At 63.4% G+C, this 19,980-nt stretch carries 17 protein-coding genes; 3 read left to right on the top strand and 14 right to left on the bottom strand.

What is annotated here, in order from left to right; translation table 11 throughout:
* Positions 1-10: 10 nt before the first annotated feature.
* Positions 11-1,018, top strand: a complete 1,008-nt coding sequence (locus tag AAIH46_RS14475; protein WP_430306628.1) for a TRAP transporter substrate-binding protein — start codon at positions 11-13, stop codon at positions 1,016-1,018.
* A gap of 80 nt (positions 1,019-1,098) precedes the next feature.
* Here AAIH46_RS14475 and AAIH46_RS14470 read toward each other — a convergent pair whose 3' ends face one another.
* From AAIH46_RS14470 to AAIH46_RS14455, 4 genes are all read right to left on the bottom strand, one after another.
* The gene (locus AAIH46_RS14470; RefSeq protein WP_430306627.1) at positions 1,099-2,013 is read right to left on the bottom strand and encodes a DMT family transporter; all 915 of its coding nucleotides are present in this window, start codon (positions 2,011-2,013) and stop codon (positions 1,099-1,101) included.
* Positions 2,014-2,020: 7 nt separating this feature from the next.
* On the bottom strand, positions 2,021-3,223 hold the full coding sequence (locus tag AAIH46_RS14465) for a mandelate racemase/muconate lactonizing enzyme family protein (protein WP_430306626.1): 1,203 nt from the start codon (positions 3,221-3,223) through the stop codon (positions 2,021-2,023).
* Between the two features lie 160 nt (positions 3,224-3,383).
* The gene (locus AAIH46_RS14460; protein WP_430306625.1) at positions 3,384-5,216 is read right to left on the bottom strand and encodes an ABC transporter ATP-binding protein; all 1,833 of its coding nucleotides are present in this window, start codon (positions 5,214-5,216) and stop codon (positions 3,384-3,386) included.
* Between the two features lie 234 nt (positions 5,217-5,450).
* Positions 5,451-6,647: an aminotransferase class V-fold PLP-dependent enzyme gene (locus tag AAIH46_RS14455; RefSeq protein WP_430306624.1), complete on the bottom strand. Its 1,197-nt coding sequence runs from the start codon at positions 6,645-6,647 to the stop codon at positions 5,451-5,453.
* A 112-nt stretch (positions 6,648-6,759) separates the two neighbouring features.
* Between AAIH46_RS14455 and AAIH46_RS14450 the strand changes: the two genes are divergently transcribed.
* Positions 6,760-7,584 carry an IclR family transcriptional regulator gene (locus AAIH46_RS14450; protein WP_430307320.1) on the top strand — a complete coding sequence of 275 codons (825 nt, stop codon included), beginning with the start codon at positions 6,760-6,762 and terminating at the stop codon, positions 7,582-7,584.
* A gap of 17 nt (positions 7,585-7,601) precedes the next feature.
* Here the strand turns inward: AAIH46_RS14450 and AAIH46_RS14445 are convergent, their stop codons facing one another.
* The 7 genes from AAIH46_RS14445 to AAIH46_RS14415 form a co-directional block, all read right to left on the bottom strand.
* The gene (locus AAIH46_RS14445) at positions 7,602-8,099 is read right to left on the bottom strand and encodes a RidA family protein (RefSeq protein ID WP_430306623.1); all 498 of its coding nucleotides are present in this window, start codon (positions 8,097-8,099) and stop codon (positions 7,602-7,604) included.
* 48 nt (positions 8,100-8,147) lie between these two features.
* Positions 8,148-9,353 (bottom strand): amidohydrolase/deacetylase family metallohydrolase, encoded by a 1,206-nt coding sequence (locus tag AAIH46_RS14440; RefSeq protein WP_430306622.1) that lies wholly within the window; start codon positions 9,351-9,353, stop codon positions 8,148-8,150.
* A 1-nt stretch (position 9,354) separates the two neighbouring features.
* The gene (locus AAIH46_RS14435; protein ID WP_430306621.1) at positions 9,355-10,233 is read right to left on the bottom strand and encodes an ABC transporter permease; all 879 of its coding nucleotides are present in this window, start codon (positions 10,231-10,233) and stop codon (positions 9,355-9,357) included.
* A gap of 12 nt (positions 10,234-10,245) precedes the next feature.
* Positions 10,246-11,187 carry an ABC transporter permease gene (locus AAIH46_RS14430; protein WP_430306620.1) on the bottom strand — a complete coding sequence of 314 codons (942 nt, stop codon included), beginning with the start codon at positions 11,185-11,187 and terminating at the stop codon, positions 10,246-10,248.
* A 96-nt stretch (positions 11,188-11,283) separates the two neighbouring features.
* Positions 11,284-12,810, bottom strand: a complete 1,527-nt coding sequence (locus tag AAIH46_RS14425) for an ABC transporter substrate-binding protein (RefSeq protein WP_430306619.1) — start codon at positions 12,808-12,810, stop codon at positions 11,284-11,286.
* A 110-nt stretch (positions 12,811-12,920) separates the two neighbouring features.
* Positions 12,921-14,249 carry a GH1 family beta-glucosidase gene (locus AAIH46_RS14420; RefSeq protein WP_430306618.1) on the bottom strand — a complete coding sequence of 443 codons (1,329 nt, stop codon included), beginning with the start codon at positions 14,247-14,249 and terminating at the stop codon, positions 12,921-12,923.
* A gap of 74 nt (positions 14,250-14,323) precedes the next feature.
* A complete protein-coding gene (locus AAIH46_RS14415; protein WP_430306617.1) occupies positions 14,324-15,850 on the bottom strand; it encodes an ABC transporter substrate-binding protein in 1,527 nt (508 codons plus the stop codon).
* 353 nt (positions 15,851-16,203) lie between these two features.
* Between AAIH46_RS14415 and AAIH46_RS14410 the strand changes: the two genes are divergently transcribed.
* Positions 16,204-17,151: a 3-hydroxyacyl-CoA dehydrogenase NAD-binding domain-containing protein gene (locus tag AAIH46_RS14410; RefSeq protein WP_430306616.1), complete on the top strand. Its 948-nt coding sequence runs from the start codon at positions 16,204-16,206 to the stop codon at positions 17,149-17,151.
* 115 nt (positions 17,152-17,266) lie between these two features.
* Here the strand turns inward: AAIH46_RS14410 and AAIH46_RS14405 are convergent, their stop codons facing one another.
* Genes AAIH46_RS14405 through AAIH46_RS14395 form a run of 3 tightly spaced genes read right to left on the bottom strand, consistent with a single transcriptional unit; the run spans position 17,267 to position 19,946 of the window.
* Complete coding sequence (locus tag AAIH46_RS14405) at positions 17,267-18,175, bottom strand: SDR family NAD(P)-dependent oxidoreductase (RefSeq protein ID WP_430306615.1); 909 nt, start codon at positions 18,173-18,175, stop codon at positions 17,267-17,269.
* Between the two features lie 29 nt (positions 18,176-18,204).
* Positions 18,205-19,140, bottom strand: a complete 936-nt coding sequence (locus AAIH46_RS14400) for a 3-keto-5-aminohexanoate cleavage protein (protein WP_430306614.1) — start codon at positions 19,138-19,140, stop codon at positions 18,205-18,207.
* A 17-nt stretch (positions 19,141-19,157) separates the two neighbouring features.
* Positions 19,158-19,946, bottom strand: coding sequence for an SDR family oxidoreductase (locus AAIH46_RS14395; RefSeq protein WP_430306613.1), 789 nt, complete (start codon positions 19,944-19,946; stop codon positions 19,158-19,160).
* Positions 19,947-19,980: the final 34 nt, after the last annotated feature.

The raw sequence follows: 19,980 nt of genomic DNA, 5'->3' as shown, positions 1-19,980 counted from the left end.
GAGGACCAACATGAAGAAACTACTTTTTGCAACCACCGCAATCGCCATCGCGATCTCGGGTGCGGCTCCGGCCTTCGCCGAGTTCAAGAGCCGTAACATCCGCGTGTCGAACGGCATCAACGCCGATCACCCGGTCGGCAACGGCATCAAGGCCATGCAGGCCTGCCTCGACGAGAAGTCGGGCGGCAAGCTGAAGCTGACCGCCTTCTGGGGCGGCGCGCTCGGTGGCGACCTTCAGGCAACCCAGGCGCTTCGTTCGGGCGTCCAGGAAGCCGTCGTCACCTCGTCCTCGCCGCTGGTCGGGATCATCCCGGCGCTCGGCGTCTTCGACCTTCCCTTCCTGTTCTCCAGCCCCGCCGAAGCCTACAAGGTTCTCGACGGCAAGTTCGGCGACAGCATGAACGAGAAGCTCGACGCAGCAGGCCTGGTGAACCTTGCCTACTGGGAAAACGGCTTCCGCAACCTGTCGAACTCGCAGCGTCCGGTGACCAAGTGGGAAGACTTCTCGGGGATGAAGGTTCGCGTCATGCAGAACAACATCTTCCTCGACACCTTCCAGAACCTCGGCGCAAACGCGACGCCGATGGCATTTGGCGAAGTGTACTCGGCACTTGAGACCAAGGCGATCGACGCGCAGGAAAACCCCTACGTGACCATCGACACGTCGAAGTTCTTCGAAGTGCAGAAGTACGTCACCGAGACGAACCACGCCTACACGCCGTTCCTCTTCCTGTTCTCGAAGCCGATCTTCAACTCCTACGCTCCCGAAGAGCAGGCCGCCCTGCGTGACTGCGCCATGGTTGGTCGCGACGTCGAACGTCAGGTCATCGCCGACCTGAACAAGAAGTCGCTGGAAAAGATCAAGGAAGCCGGTCTGGAAGTGAACCAGCTGTCGCCGGAAGAGCAGGCCCGCATCCGCGAGAAGTCCATGGTCGTCTATGAAAAGCACAAGGCCGAGATCGGCGCCGACGTTGTCGACGGCATCCTGGCTGAGCTGAAGACGATCCGCGGCAACTGATCCGCGGACAGATCCGGACGAGACACCCGGACTCATCATCGATCGATAAGGCCCGCGCCAGCAATGGCGCGGGCCTTATGCTATTCAGGAATGGCCGGAAGCACCGCATCCCGCTTCTTCAGCATCTGCTCGCGGATGAAGATAAACAGGCCGGATGCGACGATCAGCGCAGCGCCGACGATCATTCCCAGCCGCGGCACGTCGCCGAAGAACATCCAGCCGAACACCACCGCCCACAACAGAAGCGTGTACTGGAGCGGCGCAACCGTCGCGGCATCGGATATCTTCAGGGCGCGATTGACGAGCATGTGAGCCGCCATGGCGACGATGCCGAGCAGGGCGAGCAGGCCAAGGTCGAGGCCCGACTGGATCGGCGACCAGCCGAACGGCGCGAACGCCAGCCCTGCCAGCCCCGCTCCGCTGACCTGGAAGAAGACCAGCGTCGAATCCGGCGTGCCGCGCAGGAAGCGACCCGAAATCAGCATGAAGGCAAAGGCGGCACTGCCGATGATCGAGATCACCGCAGGCATGGTGAACATCGCGCTTGACGGTTCGAGCGTGATGATGACGCCGACGAAGCCGACGGCGATCGCCGTCCATCGCCGCCAGCCCACCCGTTCGCCGAGCAGGAGCGGCGACGCCGCCGCAACGTAGATCGGCGCGGCCAGCCAGTAGGTCATCACGTCGGCGAGCGGCAGATACATGACGGCGAAATAGAAGCAGAAGACCTCCGTCGTCGAGCATGCGACGCGGGCGAACTGCATCCATGGCCGCTCGGCGGCCCTCAACGCCGGCAGGCCGGCCATCCAGACGATCGGGACGAGAATGACCAACGCCGCAAGACTGCGCAAGAGGACGACCTGGCCGAGCCCGTAGCTTGAGACGAGCCATTTACCCATCGCATCGTTCAATGCGAACATCAGCATACCGAGCAACATCAGCGCCGGGCCGGCTGCCGACAGGCTTTTCAGGCGGGACGTGTGAGACGCTTGCATCGCCACCTCACAGGATCGAAGCGTCGGAGAACCGTCGGCTGACGGTAAACGCCTTGTCCAGGTCCGGGTTCAACTCCATGCCGAGACCGGGACCGGGAGGCACCGTGATCATGCCGTTCTTCACCTCTGGCAAGGCCGTGACCAGATCGCGGTACCAGGTGTTGTAGAAAGCCCGGACGCTTTCCTGCACCAGCGCATTCGGCGCGTTGAGCGACAGATGGGTGGACGCGCACAGGACCACCGGCCCCGTGCAGTCATGCGGTGCGACAGGCAGGTGCCAGGCTTCCGCCATCGAGGCGATCTTGCGGGCCTCGGACAGGCCGCCGCACCAGGAGATGTCGAGCATGACGATGCCGGCGACCCCGGTCTCCAGATAATCGCGGAAACCCCAGCGGGTGGCGAGTGTCTCCGAAGCCGAGATCGGCGCGGGCGAGACTTCCACATAGCGCTTGAGGCTGGATAGGCTGTCCATCTTGATCGGGTCTTCGTGCCAGAACGTGCCGTAGGGGGTCAGCGCCTTGGCGATCTGCATTGCCGGCAGGAGCTGCCACATCGAGTGGAACTCGACCATGATGTCGATCTTGTCGCCGACGGCCTTGCGGATCTTCTCGAAGGGTTCGAGCGCCGTCTTCAGATCGGACGACGAGATGTACTGGCCCTTGGTCTTTTCGGCGGCGGCATCGAACGGCCAGATCTTCATGGCGGTGATCCCGTCGGCTAGCAGCGATTCCGCCAGCTCGTCTGCCCGGTGCAGGAAGCCGTTGAGATCGTCATAGGCGGTGCCGCCGGTCAGCCCGTAATTCGCAGTCGCCTGGCCGGTCGCCTTCTTGATGTATTCGGTGCCGGCGCAGGTGTTGTAGGTGCGGATCTCCTTGCGCGAGAAGCCGCCGAGCAACTGCGCGATCGGCTGGCCGGTGGCCTTGCCGAAAATGTCCCAGAGCGCGATGTCGAAAGCGGAATTGCCGCGCACTTCGGCGCCGGACGACCGGAAGCCGACATAGCCGACCAGATCCTGGGCAAGCAGATCGATCGCCAGCGGATCACGACCGATCACCCGCGGCGCCACATATTCGTGGATGTAGCTCTCGACGGTCTCGGCTCCGAAGAACGTCTCGCCGAGACCGGTAATGCCCTCGTCGGTGTGGACGAGAACCCAGAGCAGGTTGCTTCGCTCGGCGATCCGCACCGTTTCCAGCTTGGTGATCTTCATGTTTCCTCCCGGGGATTGTCAGTTGCACCCGTTCTAAGGAATTGGACCTGACACCGAAAGCCGTTTCGGCTTTAGCCGGTACACCGACCTGAAGATTTGCCCCGATTTTTAGACTGGCTCATCCGCCCTGCGAGCGAACACCAATGCACGTGCTTACACCTTACGCTTGGGCAACGAGGTGACCGGCGGAGACCTCCCGATACTGCATCGGCACGATCTTGTAGTCGACTGGCCGGATGGGGCTCTTCAGCTCCTCGACCGCCGCACCGCTTTTCACCCGGCGGCGTTCCGGATCCGGGACCGGTACGGCCGACATCAGCCGCTTCGTGTAGGCATGCTGCGGGTTGCCGAACACCGAAGCGCGCGGCCCGATCTCGACGATCTCCCCCAGGTACATGACCGCCACCCGATGGCTGACCCGTTCGACGACCGCCATATCGTGGCTGATGAACAGGAAGGCGAGCTCGAGTTCCTGCTGCAGGTCCAGCATCAGGTTGATGACCTGCGCCTTGATCGACACGTCTAGCGCCGAGACACTCTCATCGGCGACGATGACTTTCGGTCGCAGCGCCAGCGCCCGCGCAATGCAGATGCGCTGCCGCTGACCGCCGGAGAACTCGTGCGGATAGCGCTTCGCCATGTCCGGCGTCAGTCCGACCTTGACCAGCATATCGGCGACGACGTCCTTCGCCTGTTTTCCATCCCCCATCTTGTGCTCGAGGAATGGTTCGGCGATCGCTGCGCCGACAGTCATGCGCGGATTGAGCGATGCATAGGGATCCTGGAAGATCATCTGCACCGACTTGCGCATCTCGCGCATGTCCCGCTTGTCGAGCGCCAGAACCTCTCTTCCCTCGACCAGAACCGTGCCGCTGTCCGGCTCGATCAGCCGCATGATCGCGCGGCCGGTGGTGGATTTGCCGCAGCCGGATTCGCCGACCAGTGACAAGGTTTCGCCGGCCCGCAGATCAAACGAGATATTCTCGACTGCATGCACGCGGCCGGAGAGCTTTCCGAAGAGACCGGAATGGATGTCGAAACGCTTGGTGAGGTTCTTCACCTGCAGGATCGGCTGTCCATCCGCGACCGTATCGGCAACCTCGATCGGCACGTCTGACAGGCCCGTCGCCGTATCGACGACCGGAAACCGCAGCGGCCGCGCGAAGGACTGCATAGAGCCCAGCACGGGAACGGCGGACAGAAGCGCCCGGGTATATGGATGCTGGCCCCGGTGAAAGATGTCGGCGGTATCGCCGCTCTCGACCTGTTCGCCGCGGTACATCACCACCGTGCGATCGGCGATCTCGGCGACGACGCCCATATCGTGGGTGATGAAGAGAACCGACGTCCCCTCCTCTTCCTGCAGCAGTTTGATGAGGTCGAGGATCTGACCCTGGATGGTGACGTCGAGCGCCGTCGTCGGCTCGTCGGCGATCAGCAGTTTCGGCTTCGTGGCGAGCGCCATGGCGATCATCACGCGTTGGCGCATGCCGCCGGAAAAGCGATGCGGATACTCGTCGAACCGCGAGGCCGCCGAAGGAATGCGCACCTTTTCCAGGATGCGAATGGTTTCGGCCTTCGCCTCGGCCTCGCTGATCGCGTTATGCGCCAGAAGCGCCTCGGAAATCTGGTCGCCGATGGTGAAGAGCGGGTTGAGGCTCGTCATCGGCTCCTGAAAGATCATCGCCACGTCGTTGCCGCGCACCTTGCGCATCTCATGTTCCGTCAGCGCCAGAAGATCCCGGCCGCCGAGAAACACCTTGCCCTCGATGCGGCTGGAGTCAGCTTGCAGCAGCCGCATGATCGACAGCGAGGTGACCGACTTGCCCGAGCCGCTCTCGCCGACGATCGCGACCGTTTCGCCGGGAGCGACGGTGAACGAGATGTCGCGCACGACAGGCTTCCACTCGCCATCCACCATGAAGGATGTCGTCAAGTGTTCGACGGACAGGACCGGATCGGAGGCTGCAAGGGTCTTGGCGGCGGTGATCATCGGGCGTTCCTTTGGTTCTAAATTTGGCTCTCGCTCTGGCTCGGCAAGCAAGCACTTCAAAAGTGACAGTTTGCGTCCTGCGGCTGAGCAAGTCCCCTCGGGCCTGCCGGCCATCCTCCTCACAAGGGGCGAGAAGACTTGTGTCAGCCGCCCGCCTCGATCAGGATTCGGCGGATCGGCCAGGTTAAGCCCCTCCCCCTCCGTGGGGAGGGGCTGGGGCGGGCTCTATCCTGCTCAATCCGGCCAGCGCAGCGCACCATCAAATCGGTGGCGCGCCAGATCCTCGATGGGCGTGGCGATGATCTCGTTGGAGGCGCGCGCCTTGTCGAGTTCTTCCGACAGACGCTGGGCCACCACCGTCTCCTGGCCGGGATGCAGGTTGCACGGGTCGAGGTAGAAGTAGTGATGCTCAACCTCATGATCGCGCACGATGATCGGTGGGCTGCCGTTGCGCAGCGCCGCCGCCAGATCCCAGGCGGTGATATGCGCCTCCTCAGCCTTGATGATCACCCGCATGCGGTCGAGGGGGTTGTTGGTGGGGTCGGGTTCGATCAGCGCGGTGACGCCCGGGCGGCCATCCAGCGTCTGCTTCCAGAGGTTCAGGTAGCCGGTTTCCCGCTCGCGGATGCCGGCGTGATCGCGGTTTTCCCAGGCCTCCAGCGCCGCCATGACGCCAAGGATGCTTTCCTTGCCGACCTTCATGCCACGGCCGATCCCCATGTTCTGCAGGAATGCGTTGCGCACGAGGTCCTTGCGTCCGGCGACGACGCCGGAAGTCGGCCCGCCCAAAAATTTGTGGCCGGAGTAGATTACGATATCGGCGCCCTGATCGAGGAAGATCTTGAGGTCGTATTCCGATGCCGCATCAACAATCACCGGCACGCCCTTGGCATGGGCGATTTCGACGAACTCCTTGAGGTTCAGCAGGCCGTAATCGACGACATGGTGCGACACGACGTATACGGCAGCCGCGGTGCGGTCGGTGATGGCGTTCTCCATATGGTAGCGATGCGTCGATGTCGCCTGGCCGATCATCACGGTCTTGCCGCCGGCGATGCGGATCGCCTGATCGACGGGCGCGCCGTAGCTGACGACATGGCCCATCTGCAGCAGGACCTCGTTCTTCGGCGTCGAGGTCTCCGGCAGCTTCTCGATCGCCAGCAGATCCGGCCCGGTAATCGTCCCGGCAACCGCAAGGCTGATGCCCGAAGAGCAGGACGCCGTGACGAAGCCGGCTTCACCGCCGGTCAGCCTGGCGATCACCGCGCTTGCCTTGCGCTGCAGGTCGTTGACCTCGACGAACTGCGGCAGGATCGCCGTCATCGCGGCGATGGCTTCCGGCACGACGATCGAGGCGCCCAGGCCGGTCATCGTCCCCGAAACGTTGATCACCGGGCGAAGGCCGAGTTTCGTGCGAATATCGTCGGACATGTCATTCTCCAGAGTGTGACGCCGAAGCCGGCGCTGATTTCGATTGCCGGGCGAGGCCCTATGCCATAGTAATGCAATAGATAGAGTGGAGCGCAGGAGTGCGAGCTTGGATATGACGGCATCTCGGTCGGACGCACTTTCCGACGCTGCGCCTGGCGTGGCAGACGACGGCAAGCAGCGCCGTTCGCGGGTCAGTGGCATCGACCGCGCCCTGCAGGTGATCGATTACCTCTACGAGACGGGATCTCCGGCGGGAGCCTACGCGATCGCCAAGGCGGTCAAGGCGCCGCTCTCCACCGTCTACGTGATCATCGACGATCTCGTCGACAAGAACATGCTGGCCCGCAATGCCGACGGGACGCTGTGGCTTGGCGCGCGGCTCTATCATTACGGCCTCGCCTATGCCCGATCGCTGGATTTCATGAGCGTCGCCACCCACGAAATGCACGATCTTTGCCGCGAGACCGGCGAGACGGTGCAGGTCTGCGGTCGCGACGCCGAGCACATGCTGGTTCTGGCGATGGCCGATGGCCCGAGCCACTTCCAGGTCACCTCGCGCGTCGGCACGCGGGTTCCGCTGAATTGGACGGCGTCGGGTCGCCTGCTGGTCGGCCACATGGCGGAAGCCGAGCGCATCGACCTGTTCAAACGCGGTGCGCGGATCTCGCCGACCGGCCGCGCGACGATCGATCCGGCTGAGCTGTCGGAGGCCGCTGCCAAGGCATTCGAGGAGCGGCTCTCGGTCCAGGCCGGCGAATCCGACTACGCCGTCGCGTGCATCGCTTCGCCGATCGTCGACGGCAAGGGCGACTGCGTCGCGACCATCTCCATCGTCCTTCCCGAACAGAAGGCCTTCGCCGACGAAACCGGCTACGCCGAACGCGTCAAGGCCTCGGCGGCTCGGATCGAAAAGCTGATGGGCTGGCGCAACCACTGACCGTCTCTCCCCGCTGATCAATCGTGCAATGCAACGATCGCTTCGATCTCGACCGTGATGTTGCCGGGCAGCGAACCGAAACCGACGGCTGAGCGCGCATGCCGCCCGGCTTCGCCGAACACGGCATTGAACAGGTCCGAACAGCCGTTGATGACCTGCGGGTGATCACCGAAATCCGGTGCGGCATTGACCATGCCGAGGAGCTTCACCACCCGCTTGACGCGCGACAGGTCGCCAAGCGCGTCGTGCATGACGGCCAGAAGGTTGATCCCCGTCAGGCGCGCGTCGTCGTAGGCCTTCTCGGCACTCACGGCGGCGCCGACCTTGCCGGTGTGCATGAAGCCATCCGCCTCGCGTGGTCCCTGCCCCGAGAGATAGAGCATGTTGCCCTCGATCACGTGGGTGACGAAATTGGCGATCGGCGGCGGCGCGGGCGGCAGCTCGATGCCCAGCGCGGCGAGCCGTGCGATCGGCGTGGTCGCCTCGGCGCCGGTTTTGGTCGATACCTGTGTCACGCGAACTCCTGTGTCATGCGAATTGGGTCATGCGATGTGTTGGATGGCTCAGCGATAGGAATAGCCGTGGCTATGACGAACCAGCTTGCGTGCCCGCGGGATATAGCGGCTGGCGGTGATCGCTTCTGATCCGATGATCGCGTAGCGCGGCTCGAACAGCTGCTTCAGCTGCGAGACATCGCCGTTGGAATCGGTCGCCTCGAGATCGGCATTGATCAGGTCGAAAATCGTGAAATCGGCGCGCTGGCCGACCGACAGCCGGTTTTCCATGTCGAGACGGATGACTTCTGCCGGTCCGTGGGTCACGGCGTTGACGACCTTGTCGAACGGCATGCCGACCGACAGCAGTTTCGACATCGTCGTTGCCAGGTCCCAGACCGGAAAGTTCATCGAATGGCCGTGCAGGTCGGTCGAGATCGAATGCGGCAGCAGGCCCCTGGCGATCGCTGCTTCCGCCACCTTGAACGAAAACGACGCGCCGCCATGGCCGATATCGAGACGCACGCCCTCCGAGGCGCAGCGTTCGGCGAGGTTGAAAAGATCCTCGTCTTCCATGATCGACGAGCCGGACTTGCCGTTGAAGCAATGGGTGACGACGTCGCCGGGGCCGAGAATTTCCAGCACCTCGTCGTAGAGCGCCGGCGGCTCGCCGACATGCACCATCATCGGCACCTTGAGGATCTTGGCGATCTTCTTGCCGAGCTTCACCGGCGTCACGCCCCAGGAACCGGTGATGACGTGACTGGCGCGCACCTTGATGCCGACGATGTGCTCGCTGTTTTCGGCGTAGCATTCGAGGATGCGATCGAGATCGATGTCCTTGATGTCGCGCAGTTCCGGCACCCGGTTGCAGGCGACGAGACCGATCGAACCGAGGTTCAGGAACGCCTTGATGCGTTCACGCGACGGCTCAATGATGTACTCGCGAAAGCCGTGGAAGTTGGCCTCGCCTGCCGAACCGGCATCGACCAGCGTGGTGACGCCACGCTCGGCGCCGCATTCCGACGGACGGATCGAGATGTCGGTGCCGCCGTGCCAGATATGCACGTGCAGATCCACCCAGCCGGGCGAGATCCAGGCGCCCTTTCCGTCGATGCGCTCCGCGTCGGCGGGAGCGTCAATCGATTGGCCGATCGCAGCAATCTTGCCGTCGCCGCCGATCAGGATATCGGTGGTGCCGCCTTGAGCAGTGGCGCCGAAGGCCATCGGTTTGATGTTGGTGAGGAGGAGCGGCTTTCTCGTGTGGCCGTTCATATCACAAATCCCTTCGCAGTCTTGGATCGAGCATGTCCCGCAACCCGTCGCCGACCATCTGCAGCGAGAGCACGGAAAGAATGATGGCAAAGCCCGGGAAATAGGTCATCCAGTCGGCCTGCCCGATATACTGGCGGCCGCCGGCGATCATGGTTCCCCAGGTTGGAATTTCGGGACTGACGCCGAGGCCCAGGAAGGACAGGCCGGCCTCCGCCAGCATGGCGCTGGCAAACAGGAAGGTCCCCTGGACGAGGATCGGCGACAGCAGGTTGCGCAGCACGTGGCGCGTCATGATGTGGAAGGTCGAGATGCCGAGCGCCTGCGCCGCCTCCACGTAAGGCAGTTCGCGGATCACCAGGGTCGAGGCGCGCACGATGCGGGCAAGCCGCGGCGAGTAGACGATCGACAGCGCGACGATGACCGTCGTCAGCGACGGACCGAGCGCTGCCACCAGAGCGATGGCGAGCAGGATGTCCGGAAACGCCATCATCGCATCGATGAGGCGGGCAATCGGGGTGTCGAGCTTCTGGAAGAAGCCGGCAAGCAGGCCGAGCGTTACGCCAATCGCTGCCGACAGCACGACCACTGAGGCTCCGACCAGCAGCGACAGCCGGCCGGCATAGATGGTGCGCGAAAACACGTCGCGGCCGAATTCATCGGTTCCGAACCAGAACAGTTCGCTCGGCGGCTTCAGCCGGTTGACGATCGACAGCTTGGACGGCGAATAGGGTGCGATCCAAGGCGCGAGCACCGCGAGCACGACGAAGATCACCAGCACGACCAGGCCGACCGCCACCGTCTTGCGTTTGAGGAAGCGTCGCAGGAATTTCACGTTCTCGCTGACGGCAGGTGCGGCTGTGGTGGTCGCGATATCTGTCATCGGTCACGCCCCTCAGTAACGTACGCGCGGATCGATCAGCAGATAGAGCATGTCGATCGCGAAATTGATGAGAACGTAGAGCGCCGCAATGACCAGCAGCGCGCCCTGGATGACCGGATAGTCGCGCCGTAGAACGGCGGAGACGACGAGGCTGCCGACACCCGGAAGCCCGAACACCGTCTCGGTGACGACGGCACCGGAGATCAGCACGGCAGCGGTCAGGCCGATGACGGTGAGGATCGGGATCAGCGCATTCTTCAAGGCATGCTTGAGGATGACGCGGCGCTCGATCAGCCCCTTGGCTCGGGCGGTGCGGATATAGTCGTCACCCAGCACGTCGAGCATCGAGGCGCGGGTAAACCGCAGGATCAGCGCCGAGGAGACGATGCCGAGCGCAAACGCCGGCAGCGTCAGATGATACATGCGGTCGGCGAAGCTGGAGCCCGGACCACCGTAACCGGAGACGGGAAACAGGTTCAGCCGCACGGCAAAGAACTGCATCAGGATGAGGCCGAGCCAGAAACTCGGAATGCTGGCGGCCAGCATGGCGATCGTGGTCGCGGCCTGGTCGACGAAGGAGCCGCGCCGATAGGCGGCATAGATGCCGATCGGCAGCGCGATGACGGTGGCGATGGCCAGCGAGAAAAGCGTCAGGAAGAAGGTCGGCTCAGCGCGGTCCAGAAGAGCCGATGCGACCGGCATGTTGAGGAAGATCGACTGCCCCAGATCGCCTTTCAGCATCTGGCCGATGTAGTAGACATACTGCACCACCAGCGGCTGATCGAGACCCAGTCGAACGCGCAGGTCGGCGATGTCCTGCGCCGAGGCATCAGGCCCGAGCATGACGGCGGCCGGATCGCCGGGGGTAACGCGGACGATGACGAAGACGATGGTCACGACGAGGAACATCACGACGATCATGCCGGCCAGGCGCTGGAAAATGTAACGGATCATGTATCTGGCTTCCCGTGTCTTCGCGACGGCTGCCGCGAAGAGAACAGTCTTGAACCCGGCGCCGCCCGATGGCGGCCCCGGGATCGTCGATATGGATTACTTCTTGATGGAGGCGTTCCAGAAGTAGGGCCACGGAGCGGGCTCGACGCCTTCGACCTTCTTGGATTTTGCCGAGACGGCGTTGAAGTCACCGATCTTCATGTAGGGGATTTCCGCATACATGGCCTTCTGCACGTCGGCCCAGAGAGCGACCCGCTTGTCGGCGTCCGGCTCAGCGGAAAATGCCTCGACCGTCTGCTTGCGCAGCGGCGTATCCCACCAGCCCGGCGAGGTGGGCGCAAGCGAACCGATCAGCGCCGGCTCGGGCAGGAAAGGACTGTGGGTGATGTAGATATCCCAGAGGCTCTTTTCGGCGCGCCGCTGGGTAAGCGTCGCCCAATCGACGACCTGCATGTCGACGGTGAAGCCGGCAAGCTTCAGATACTCCGCCGCAACCTGCGCCATCTTGTAGTGGAATTCGTATTGGCGGCTGGTCAGGATGCGGATCGGCTTGCCGTCGTAGCCGGCAGCCTTGGCAGCCGCGGCTGCACCCTCCGGATCAGCGAGGTTATAGCTGCCCTCGACCCCGGCATCCGTGCTCCAGACGAAGTTCTTCGGATAGATATTGCCGTCGAGCGCGTAGAAGTCCGTGCTGCCAAAAGCTGCAGCCATCATGTCTTCCATGCTAAGCGCCTGGCGGATCGCCTTGCGGATGGCAACGTCCTTGGCAACGCCTTCGGCCGTGTTGAAGACGAAGACCGGATAGCCGAACGGCTTCAGGACCAGCGGCTCGACAGCCGACGACGCCTTCACCTTCTCGAAGGATTCGACCGGAATGGAGTCGATATAGTCGTATTGACCGGAGATCGCCGCCTCGACGCGGGTATTGGCGTCCGGCACCGGCACGAAGCGGATTTCGTCGAGATACTGATGGCGGGCGCCGCCGTATCCGTCGCTTTCGCCCGAACGCGGCGTGTAGCCGTCGAAGCGGGTCAGCTGGATATACTGGTCGGCCTTGCGTTCCTTCAGCATGTAGGGGCCGGTACCGATGAAATCCTTCATCGGCTCGTCCTGCTTTTCCGACGGCAGGATGATCGCCGCGGAATTGTTGAAGGCGAGCAGCGAAACGAGCGGCGCATAGGGCTGCTTCAGCGTGATCGTCACGGTAGAGGGGTCGGTCGCAGTGACCTTGTCGAGGAAGGCTGCCGCCTGCTTGCCGCGCGAGGCGACCTTCACCCAGCGGTTCAGCGAGGCGACGACGTCGTCCGACGCCATGTCCGACCCGTCATGAAATTTGATGCCGTTCCTCAGCTTGATCGTGTAGGTTTTGCCGTCGGCGCTGATCTCCGGCATGGCTTCGGCCAAAAGCGGCACCGTCTTCCAGTTCTTGTCGAACGTGTAGAGCGTTTCGAACATGTGCTGGGTAACGATGCCGACCAGATCGGCGGTCGAGGCCATCGGATCGAGCGTCGGCGGTTCACCAATCGTCGCAACGTTGATGACGCCGCCCTTCTCGGCAGCAAGTGTGAGGGACGGTGCGATGATCAGCGCCGTGGCGGCAAGGAACGCAAGTTTCATCCTCATGTCGAAGTCTCCCGGTTCGTTGTTCCATTATTATGTATTATGCTTGTTAATTGTAGAATATCGCAGTGGCGGCCGGTGTCAATCCGCCACCCGCTTTGCCGCCGTCGGCATCAGATGGCATTGGCTGTGATAGTGTCCCGGAGCCAATAGTAGGACTTCTTCGGGATGCGCTGCAGCGTCGGGTAATCGACGTAAACGAGGCCAAACCGCTTGGAGAAGCCGCGCCCCCATTCGAAATTGTCCATCAGCGACCAGGCGAAGTAGCCGCGGATGTCGTGCCCCTCGTCGATCGCGTCGAGAAGCTTGTCGAGATACTGGTGGAAGTAGGCGATGCGGTCGTTGTCGATCACCTGGCGTGCGCCGGTAAGCGCGTCCGGGTAGGAGGCGCCGTTCTCGGTGATGTAGATGGTCGGCTTTCCATAGCGGGAACTTGTATCGCGGATCTGCTCCAGGAAAGCTGCCGGATCGACGACCCAGTTGACGTCCGTCAGCGGCCCCATGCCCGTCGGCGGCGCGGTTTCGGCGACGCCGAAGGTCGTATTGGGATTAGGTCCGACGAACACCGGATTGTAGTGGTTGAGGCCAAAGAAATCCATCTTCTGGCTGATGTCCTGCATGTCGTTCTGCTGGATCAGCGGCTCCATCGCGTCGGCGAGCGGTTCCGGATATGTCCCGAGCCACAGCGGATCGACCAACATCCGGCGCCAGAGGCAATCGCCGAGAATGCGGGCCTCTTCATGCGCGGCATCGTCGTAGTGGGGGCGGACAGGCCCGAGCGAGACGATGTTACCGACCTCGGCAGTGGGAGCTTCGGCGCGCACCGCCTTTACCGTCAGTCCGTGGGCAAGATTGAGGTTATGGATCGCCTTCAGGCTCGACTGGTAGTCCTGCCTGCCCGGCGCATGACGGCCGACATTGTAGGCGACCCAGGGAATGACGTTGGGCTCGTTGATCGGCGCAAACCGCTTCACTCGGTCGCCGAAGTGACGGATGACGGTGGCGCTGTAGTCGGCGAACATTTTCGCCGTATCGCGGCTGCGCCAGCCGCCCCGTTCTTCCACCGAGACCGGCATGTCCCAGTGGTGGAGGCAGATCCACGGCTCGATACCCTCGTGCAGCAGGAGGTCGATCACCCGGTCGTAGAAATCCAGACCGCGGCTGTTCAGCTGTCCGTCGCCGTTGGGGTAGATGCGCGGCCAGGCGGTCGACAGGCGGTAGGCCTTGACCCCCAGTCCCCGCATCAGTTCGATGTCTTCCGGGTAGCGGTGGTAGTGGTCGCAGGCGATGTCGGCGGTGTCGCCGTTGGTCGTGCGCCCGGGCGTGTGGGCATAGGTGTCCCAGACGCTCTGTCCGCGGCCGTCCGCGTGGACGGCGCCCTCGGTCTGGAAGGCGGAGGCGGCCACGCCCCAGAGGAAGTCGGCAGGAAAGGCTCTCGTCATGGCTATCGCTCAAAAATCCAGAAAACAGGCATTCAAGAAAAAGCCGGCGCAAGGGGATGCGCCGGCGCAATGGTTCACTTTTTGTCGGTGGTGACGTTCCAGAAATACGGCCACGGCGAGGGCTGGACGTTGTGCAGCGTCTTCGCCTCGGCACTCAGCGCGTTGAAGTCGCCGACCTTGAACACCGGCGCCTCCTCGTAGAAGGTTTTCTGCACGGCGCCGAACAGCGCGATGCGCTTCTGCAGGTCGGGCTCGGCGAGGAACGGATCGACGGCCGCATGCTTGGCCTCATTGGCCCACCATCCCGGATAGCTGTCGGACATCCAGCCGTTGAGTGCCGGGTCGGCCGGGAACGGGCCGTGGGTGATGAAGATGTCCCACTGGGCCGGGTCCGCCCGACGCTGCGTGAGCGTTGCCCAGTCGAACACCTGCAGGTCGACGGCAAAGCCCGCCGCCTTCAGGTACTCGGCGGCGACCTGCGCCATCTTGTAGTGGAACTCGTATTGCCGGCTGGTGAGGATGCGCACCGGCTTGCCGACGTAGCCGGCTTCCTTCATCAGCTTGGCGGCGGCCTCTGGATCGCCGGACCCGTAGCGCTCGATGCCTTCCTTGGTGTGCCAGACATAGCCTTCCGGATAGAGGGCGCCGTCGACGGCGAAGAATTCCGGATTGCCGAAGGCGGCGAGAAGCATGTCTTCCGGGTTCAGTGCCACCTGGATGGCATGGCGCAGCACCTTGCTGGTCATCATGCCCTCCTTCATGTTCATCACGAAGACGGGCGCGCCGAACGGCTTCAGCACCACCGGCTGCGAGGCGGTGGAGGCCTTTAGCCGGTCGAAATTCTCCGGTGCGATCGAATCCGTGTAGTCGAACTGCCCGGAGACCGCCCCCTGAAGGCGGGTGTTGGCGTCGGGAACCGGAACGAAGCGGATCTCGTCGAGGATCGCCTTGCGCGCGCCGCCAAAGCCCGAAGCCTCCTCGCTGCGGGCCTTGTAGCCATCGAAGCGGACGAGCTGGATATACTGGTCGGCTTTGCGTTCCTTCAGCATGTAAGGGCCAGTGCCGATGATCTTGGTCAGCGGATCGGTGAGGTTGGCCTTCGGCAGGATGACGGCGGCCGAGTTGTTGAAGGCGAGCAGCGACATCAGCGGCGCGTAGGACGATTTCAGCGTGATCTTCAGCGACAGGTCGCCGGTCGCCTCCACCTTTTCGATGTAGGGTGCCGCCTGCTTGCCGCGCGAGGCGATCGACATCCATCGTTCGATGGAGGCGACGGCATCGGCCGAGGTCATCACCGTGCCGTCGTGGAACTTGACGTCCCTGCGTAGGGTGATGTCGTATGTCTTGCCGTCGGCGGAGATGACGGGCATCGTTTCGGCCAGCAATGGGATGACCTTCCACTCCGCGTCGAAGGTAAACAGCGTCTCGAAGATGTGCTGCGTCGTCATGCCGACGAGGTCGGCAGTCGAAGCCATCGGGTCGAGCGTCGGCGGTTCGCCGATCGTCGCGACATTGATGACGCCGCCGTTTTCCTGGGCCGAGAGGATCGACGGTGCGGCAACCAGGGCTGTCGCCAGTAGCAATGCAATCTTGAACTTCATCTTATGCTCCCGTTTCATTTGTTCCGCTATTATGTTATATAACTTTTTATAAGAGAATAGCGGTGAGGCTGGAACTGTCAATCCCGCCGTCTGTCAAAACGGGTTCCACCCTCCGCCCAGGAAGGATCCGGGGGAACGGCCTCAGGCGCGAACGCCTCGATCGTTACCTCTATGCCCCCCAAGCAGACCGTGCCTTCCACAGGCGCAAATAGAGTGTCGGAGCAACCCAAAATTCGATGGAAACCCTTGGGGCCTCAAGGCCTTGCATGCTATCCAAGACGCCAGGGACTCGATGGCGGAGGATAGCGTCAGATCGGATCCCGATCGCTCGGCGCGTAACGGGAGGGTTGCTTGTGGAGACGGACGACATCAGCACGGTCACGGTGGTCGGCACCGGTATCATCGGGGCAAGCTGGGCCTGCCTGTTCCTGGCGCACGGTCTGAACGTGGTTGCCACCGATATCCGCGACGGAGCCGAAACTGCGCTCACCGCAGCAGTCGATCGCTGCTGGAAATCCCTGCCGCAGTCCGTGCTCGAAACTGCCCGGCGTGGATCGCTGCGCTTCACCGCCGATCTTGAAGAGGCCTGCGCGGAGACCGGATTTGTCCAGGAAAATGCCATCGAGCGGCTGGATGCCAAGATCGAGCTGATGCGCCGCATCGATGCCGCGACACCTGCGGACGTCGTCATCGCCTCCAGCTCTTCGGCGATTTCGGTGACCGACATGCAGAGCGCCTGCGCGCATCCGCAGCGCGTCGTTCTCGGCCACCCATTCAACCCGCCGCATCTGGTGCCGTTGGTGGAAGTCGCGGGCGGCGCAAAAACGGCGGAGGCTGCACTGTCTCGCGCCGAAAGCTTCTACACACGCCTCGGCAAGGTCCCCGTGCGGCTGCAGAAGGAGATCTATGGGCATGTCGCCAATCGACTGCAGGCGGCGATCTTCCGCGAAGCCATCCACCTGCTCGACAGCGGCGTAGCATCGGCCGAGGACATTGACCGGGCGGTGACCGAGGGTCCGGGCCTGCGCTGGGCGCTGATGGGGCCGCTCCTCACCTATCGGCTAGCCGGAGGCGACAGAGGCATGCAGGGGTTCTGGGACATGTTCGCGCCGATGCAGGACAAGCTATGGGGCGAACTTGGAGCGCCGGTACCCAACAAGGCGCTGCAGGCGCGGGTCACGGACGCTGTCGAGCACTGCTACGCAGACCGCTCGGTGCAGGCACTGGCCGAAGAGCGCGATACCCGTCTGCGCCAGATCCTCGCTGTAAAGTCACCGAACACGAACGACGGATCCAGCTAGGTCAGCGGCGCTCGTCGGCCCGGCCGGCACGCAGACCGATGCTCCTGGGTCACCGCGCTCGGAATTTGCTTTGCCCGCCTCCCCTCCGTCCTGACAGCCAGCCTGCGTCCGCGCTTCAGGCGGCGGCGCCCCTCGCCCGATTGGCCGTCTGGATGAAGCCGGCCGCCTGGTCGAAGCCGGTGTCGAAATGGCGCGCCGTGGAAATATCGCTCATCGCCGCGAAGGCGGCGCGGAAGTCCTGCGGACTGCGCGCTTCCGGCGGCAGGTAGACGCCTTGCGTCTCGACAAGGTGGACGACGGTGAAGACGCCGGCGCCGGCGCCGATGATCGTCTTTTCGGGAGCCTGTTCCGAGGCCATGAAGACGACCGCCGGAGAAACAGCTTCGGGCGCGAGCCGGGCGGCATCTTCCGCCGCAAACAATCCCTCGGTCATGGTCGTCGTCGCCAAAGGCGACAGGCAGTTGACCCGGATACCGTATTTCGACCCCTCCTGCTGCAGCGTCGCCATCAGGCCGATCATTCCGGTTTTGGCGGCAGCGTAGTTCGCCTGGCCGAAATTGCCGTAGAGGCCGGAACAGGAGGTGGTGAGGACGATCCGCCCGTAGCCCTGCCGGCACATCCGCTCCCATACCGCGCGACAGCAGTTGGCGGACCCGAGCAGATGCACGGCGACGACCTTGTCGAAATCCGCCATATCCATCTTGGCGAAAGAGCGGTCGCGCAGGATGCCGGCATTGTTGACGAGGATGTCGATCCGGCCCCAGCGTGAAGCCACGCGCGCCATCATCGCCTCGACGGCGGCGAAAGACGAAACGTCGGCAGGCTCGGCCACCGCTTCTCCTCCGGATGCCTCGATCTCGAGTACCACCGATCGTGCCGCCTCTCCGACGGAACCGTCCGGCCCGGCCATGTCGTTGACGACGACTTTCGCACCGGCACGGGCAAGCGCCAGCGCGTGACATCGGCCGAGGCCGGCACCGGCGCCGGTGACGATCGCCACCCGTCCCTCGAATTCACCCTGCATGCCTTGTCTCTCCTGTTGTCGTCCGGCGCCTAGAAGTTCACCCGGTCGGCGCCCTTCAGCGCCAGCATGTCGCGCGCTTCGTCGGGCGTTGCAATCTCCAGGCCGAGACCGTCCAGAACCTGGCGGATGCGGCGGACCTGAACGGCATTGGAGGTCGCCAGCCGGCCCGGACCGTCCCACAGCGAATCCTCCAGGCCGACCCGGACGTTGCCGCCCATCGCCGCCGCCATCGCGGTGATCGGCAACTGGTGGCGCCCGGCGCCAAGGACCGACCAGATATAGCTGTCGCCGAACAACCGGTCGGCGGTGCGCTTCATATGCGACACGTCGTCCGGATGGGTGCCGATCCCGCCGAGAATTCCAAACACCGTCTGGATGAACAGCGGCCCCTCCACCAGCCCGCGGTCGCGGAAATGCGCCAAGGTGTAGAGGTGGCTGGTGTCGTAGCATTCGAATTCGAACCGCGTGCCGTTGCCGCCGCAGTGCCGAAGGATGTGCTCGATGTCCTTGAAGGTGTTCTTGAATACCGTATCGCGGGTCTTCTCCAGATACTCCGGCTCCCAGTCATGCTGGAATTTTTCGTACCGGCCGAGCATCGGATAGAGGCCGAAGTTCATCGATCCCATGTTGAGCGACGCCACCTCTGGAGCGAACTTCAGCGCTGGCTGCAAACGCTCTTCGACCGTCATCGTTGGGCTGCCGCCGGTCGTGAGGTTCAGCACCGCGCCCGTCGCCTGCTTGATGCGCGGCAGGAAGGCGGCGAAGGCGGCGGGATCCTGCGTCGGCCGGCCGTCAGCGGGATGGCGCGCATGCAGATGGAGGATCGCGGCGCCGGCCTCCGCAGCCTCTATAGCATCCGCGGCAATCTGATCGGCGCTCACCGGAAGATGCGGAGACATGCTGGGGGTATGGATGCCGCCGGTGATGGCGCAGGTGACGATGACCTTGCGGGATGATCTGGCCATGTTCTCACTCCTTGCTGTCAGATATTTTCGACATTGCCGCACACGCTGATCGCCTGGCCGGAAATGTTGGCGCCTCCCGGAGAGGCGAGGAACAGCGCGGTGGCCGCGACATCCTCCTGCTCGACCATGCGGCGGAGCGATATGTTGGAGAGATATTGCGCCTCCATCTCCGCGTAGCTGACGCCTGCGGCGATGGCCCGATCACGGATGACGCCTTCGATGCGGGCACCGCGCACCACCCCCGGCAGGATGGCGTTGACGCGGATCCCGTCCGGACCCATCTCCTTGGCGAGGCTCTGCGTCAGCCCGACAATGCCCCATTTGGCTGCCGAATACGGCGTGCGCAGCGCATAGCCCAGGCGTCCGGCAACCGACGAGATGTTGAGGATCAATCCGGCATCGCTGACGCGCAGCAACGGCGCGGCACGCCGCAGCACCAGGAACTGGCCCATCAGGTCGATATCGAGGGTACGGCGGATGTCTTCAACCGAGAGTTCGTCGATGGCACCGGTCGGCCCGGCGATCCCGGCATTGTTGACCAGTACGTCGAGCCCTCCGAGCCGAGTGGAAGCGGCGTCGAGCAGCGCGTCGACCTGCGCCTCGTTCGAAATGTCCGCGAGGAGCGTCTCCACCTTTGGATGTTGTTCGGCGAACTCGGCAAGCGCCACCCCGTCGATGTCGCAGATCAGTACCTTCGCCTCGGCTTCGAGGAAGGCGCCGGCGATCGCCGCACCGATCCCCGAGGCGCCTGCGGTGACAAGAACCCGGAGGCCGGCGCGCGGCCGCATCCTTTCAATCATGCTCATTTTCTATCCCGTCGATGCATGTCTAGAAGCAAGG

Origin of the sequence: Rhizobium sp. 0TCS1.26 (assembly GCF_050455525.1) — a bacterium.
Classification (GTDB): Bacteria; Pseudomonadota; Alphaproteobacteria; order Rhizobiales; family Rhizobiaceae; genus Neorhizobium.
The sequence above is the reverse complement of the archived record's forward strand: the minus strand, read 5'-3'. Positions and strand labels throughout refer to the sequence as shown.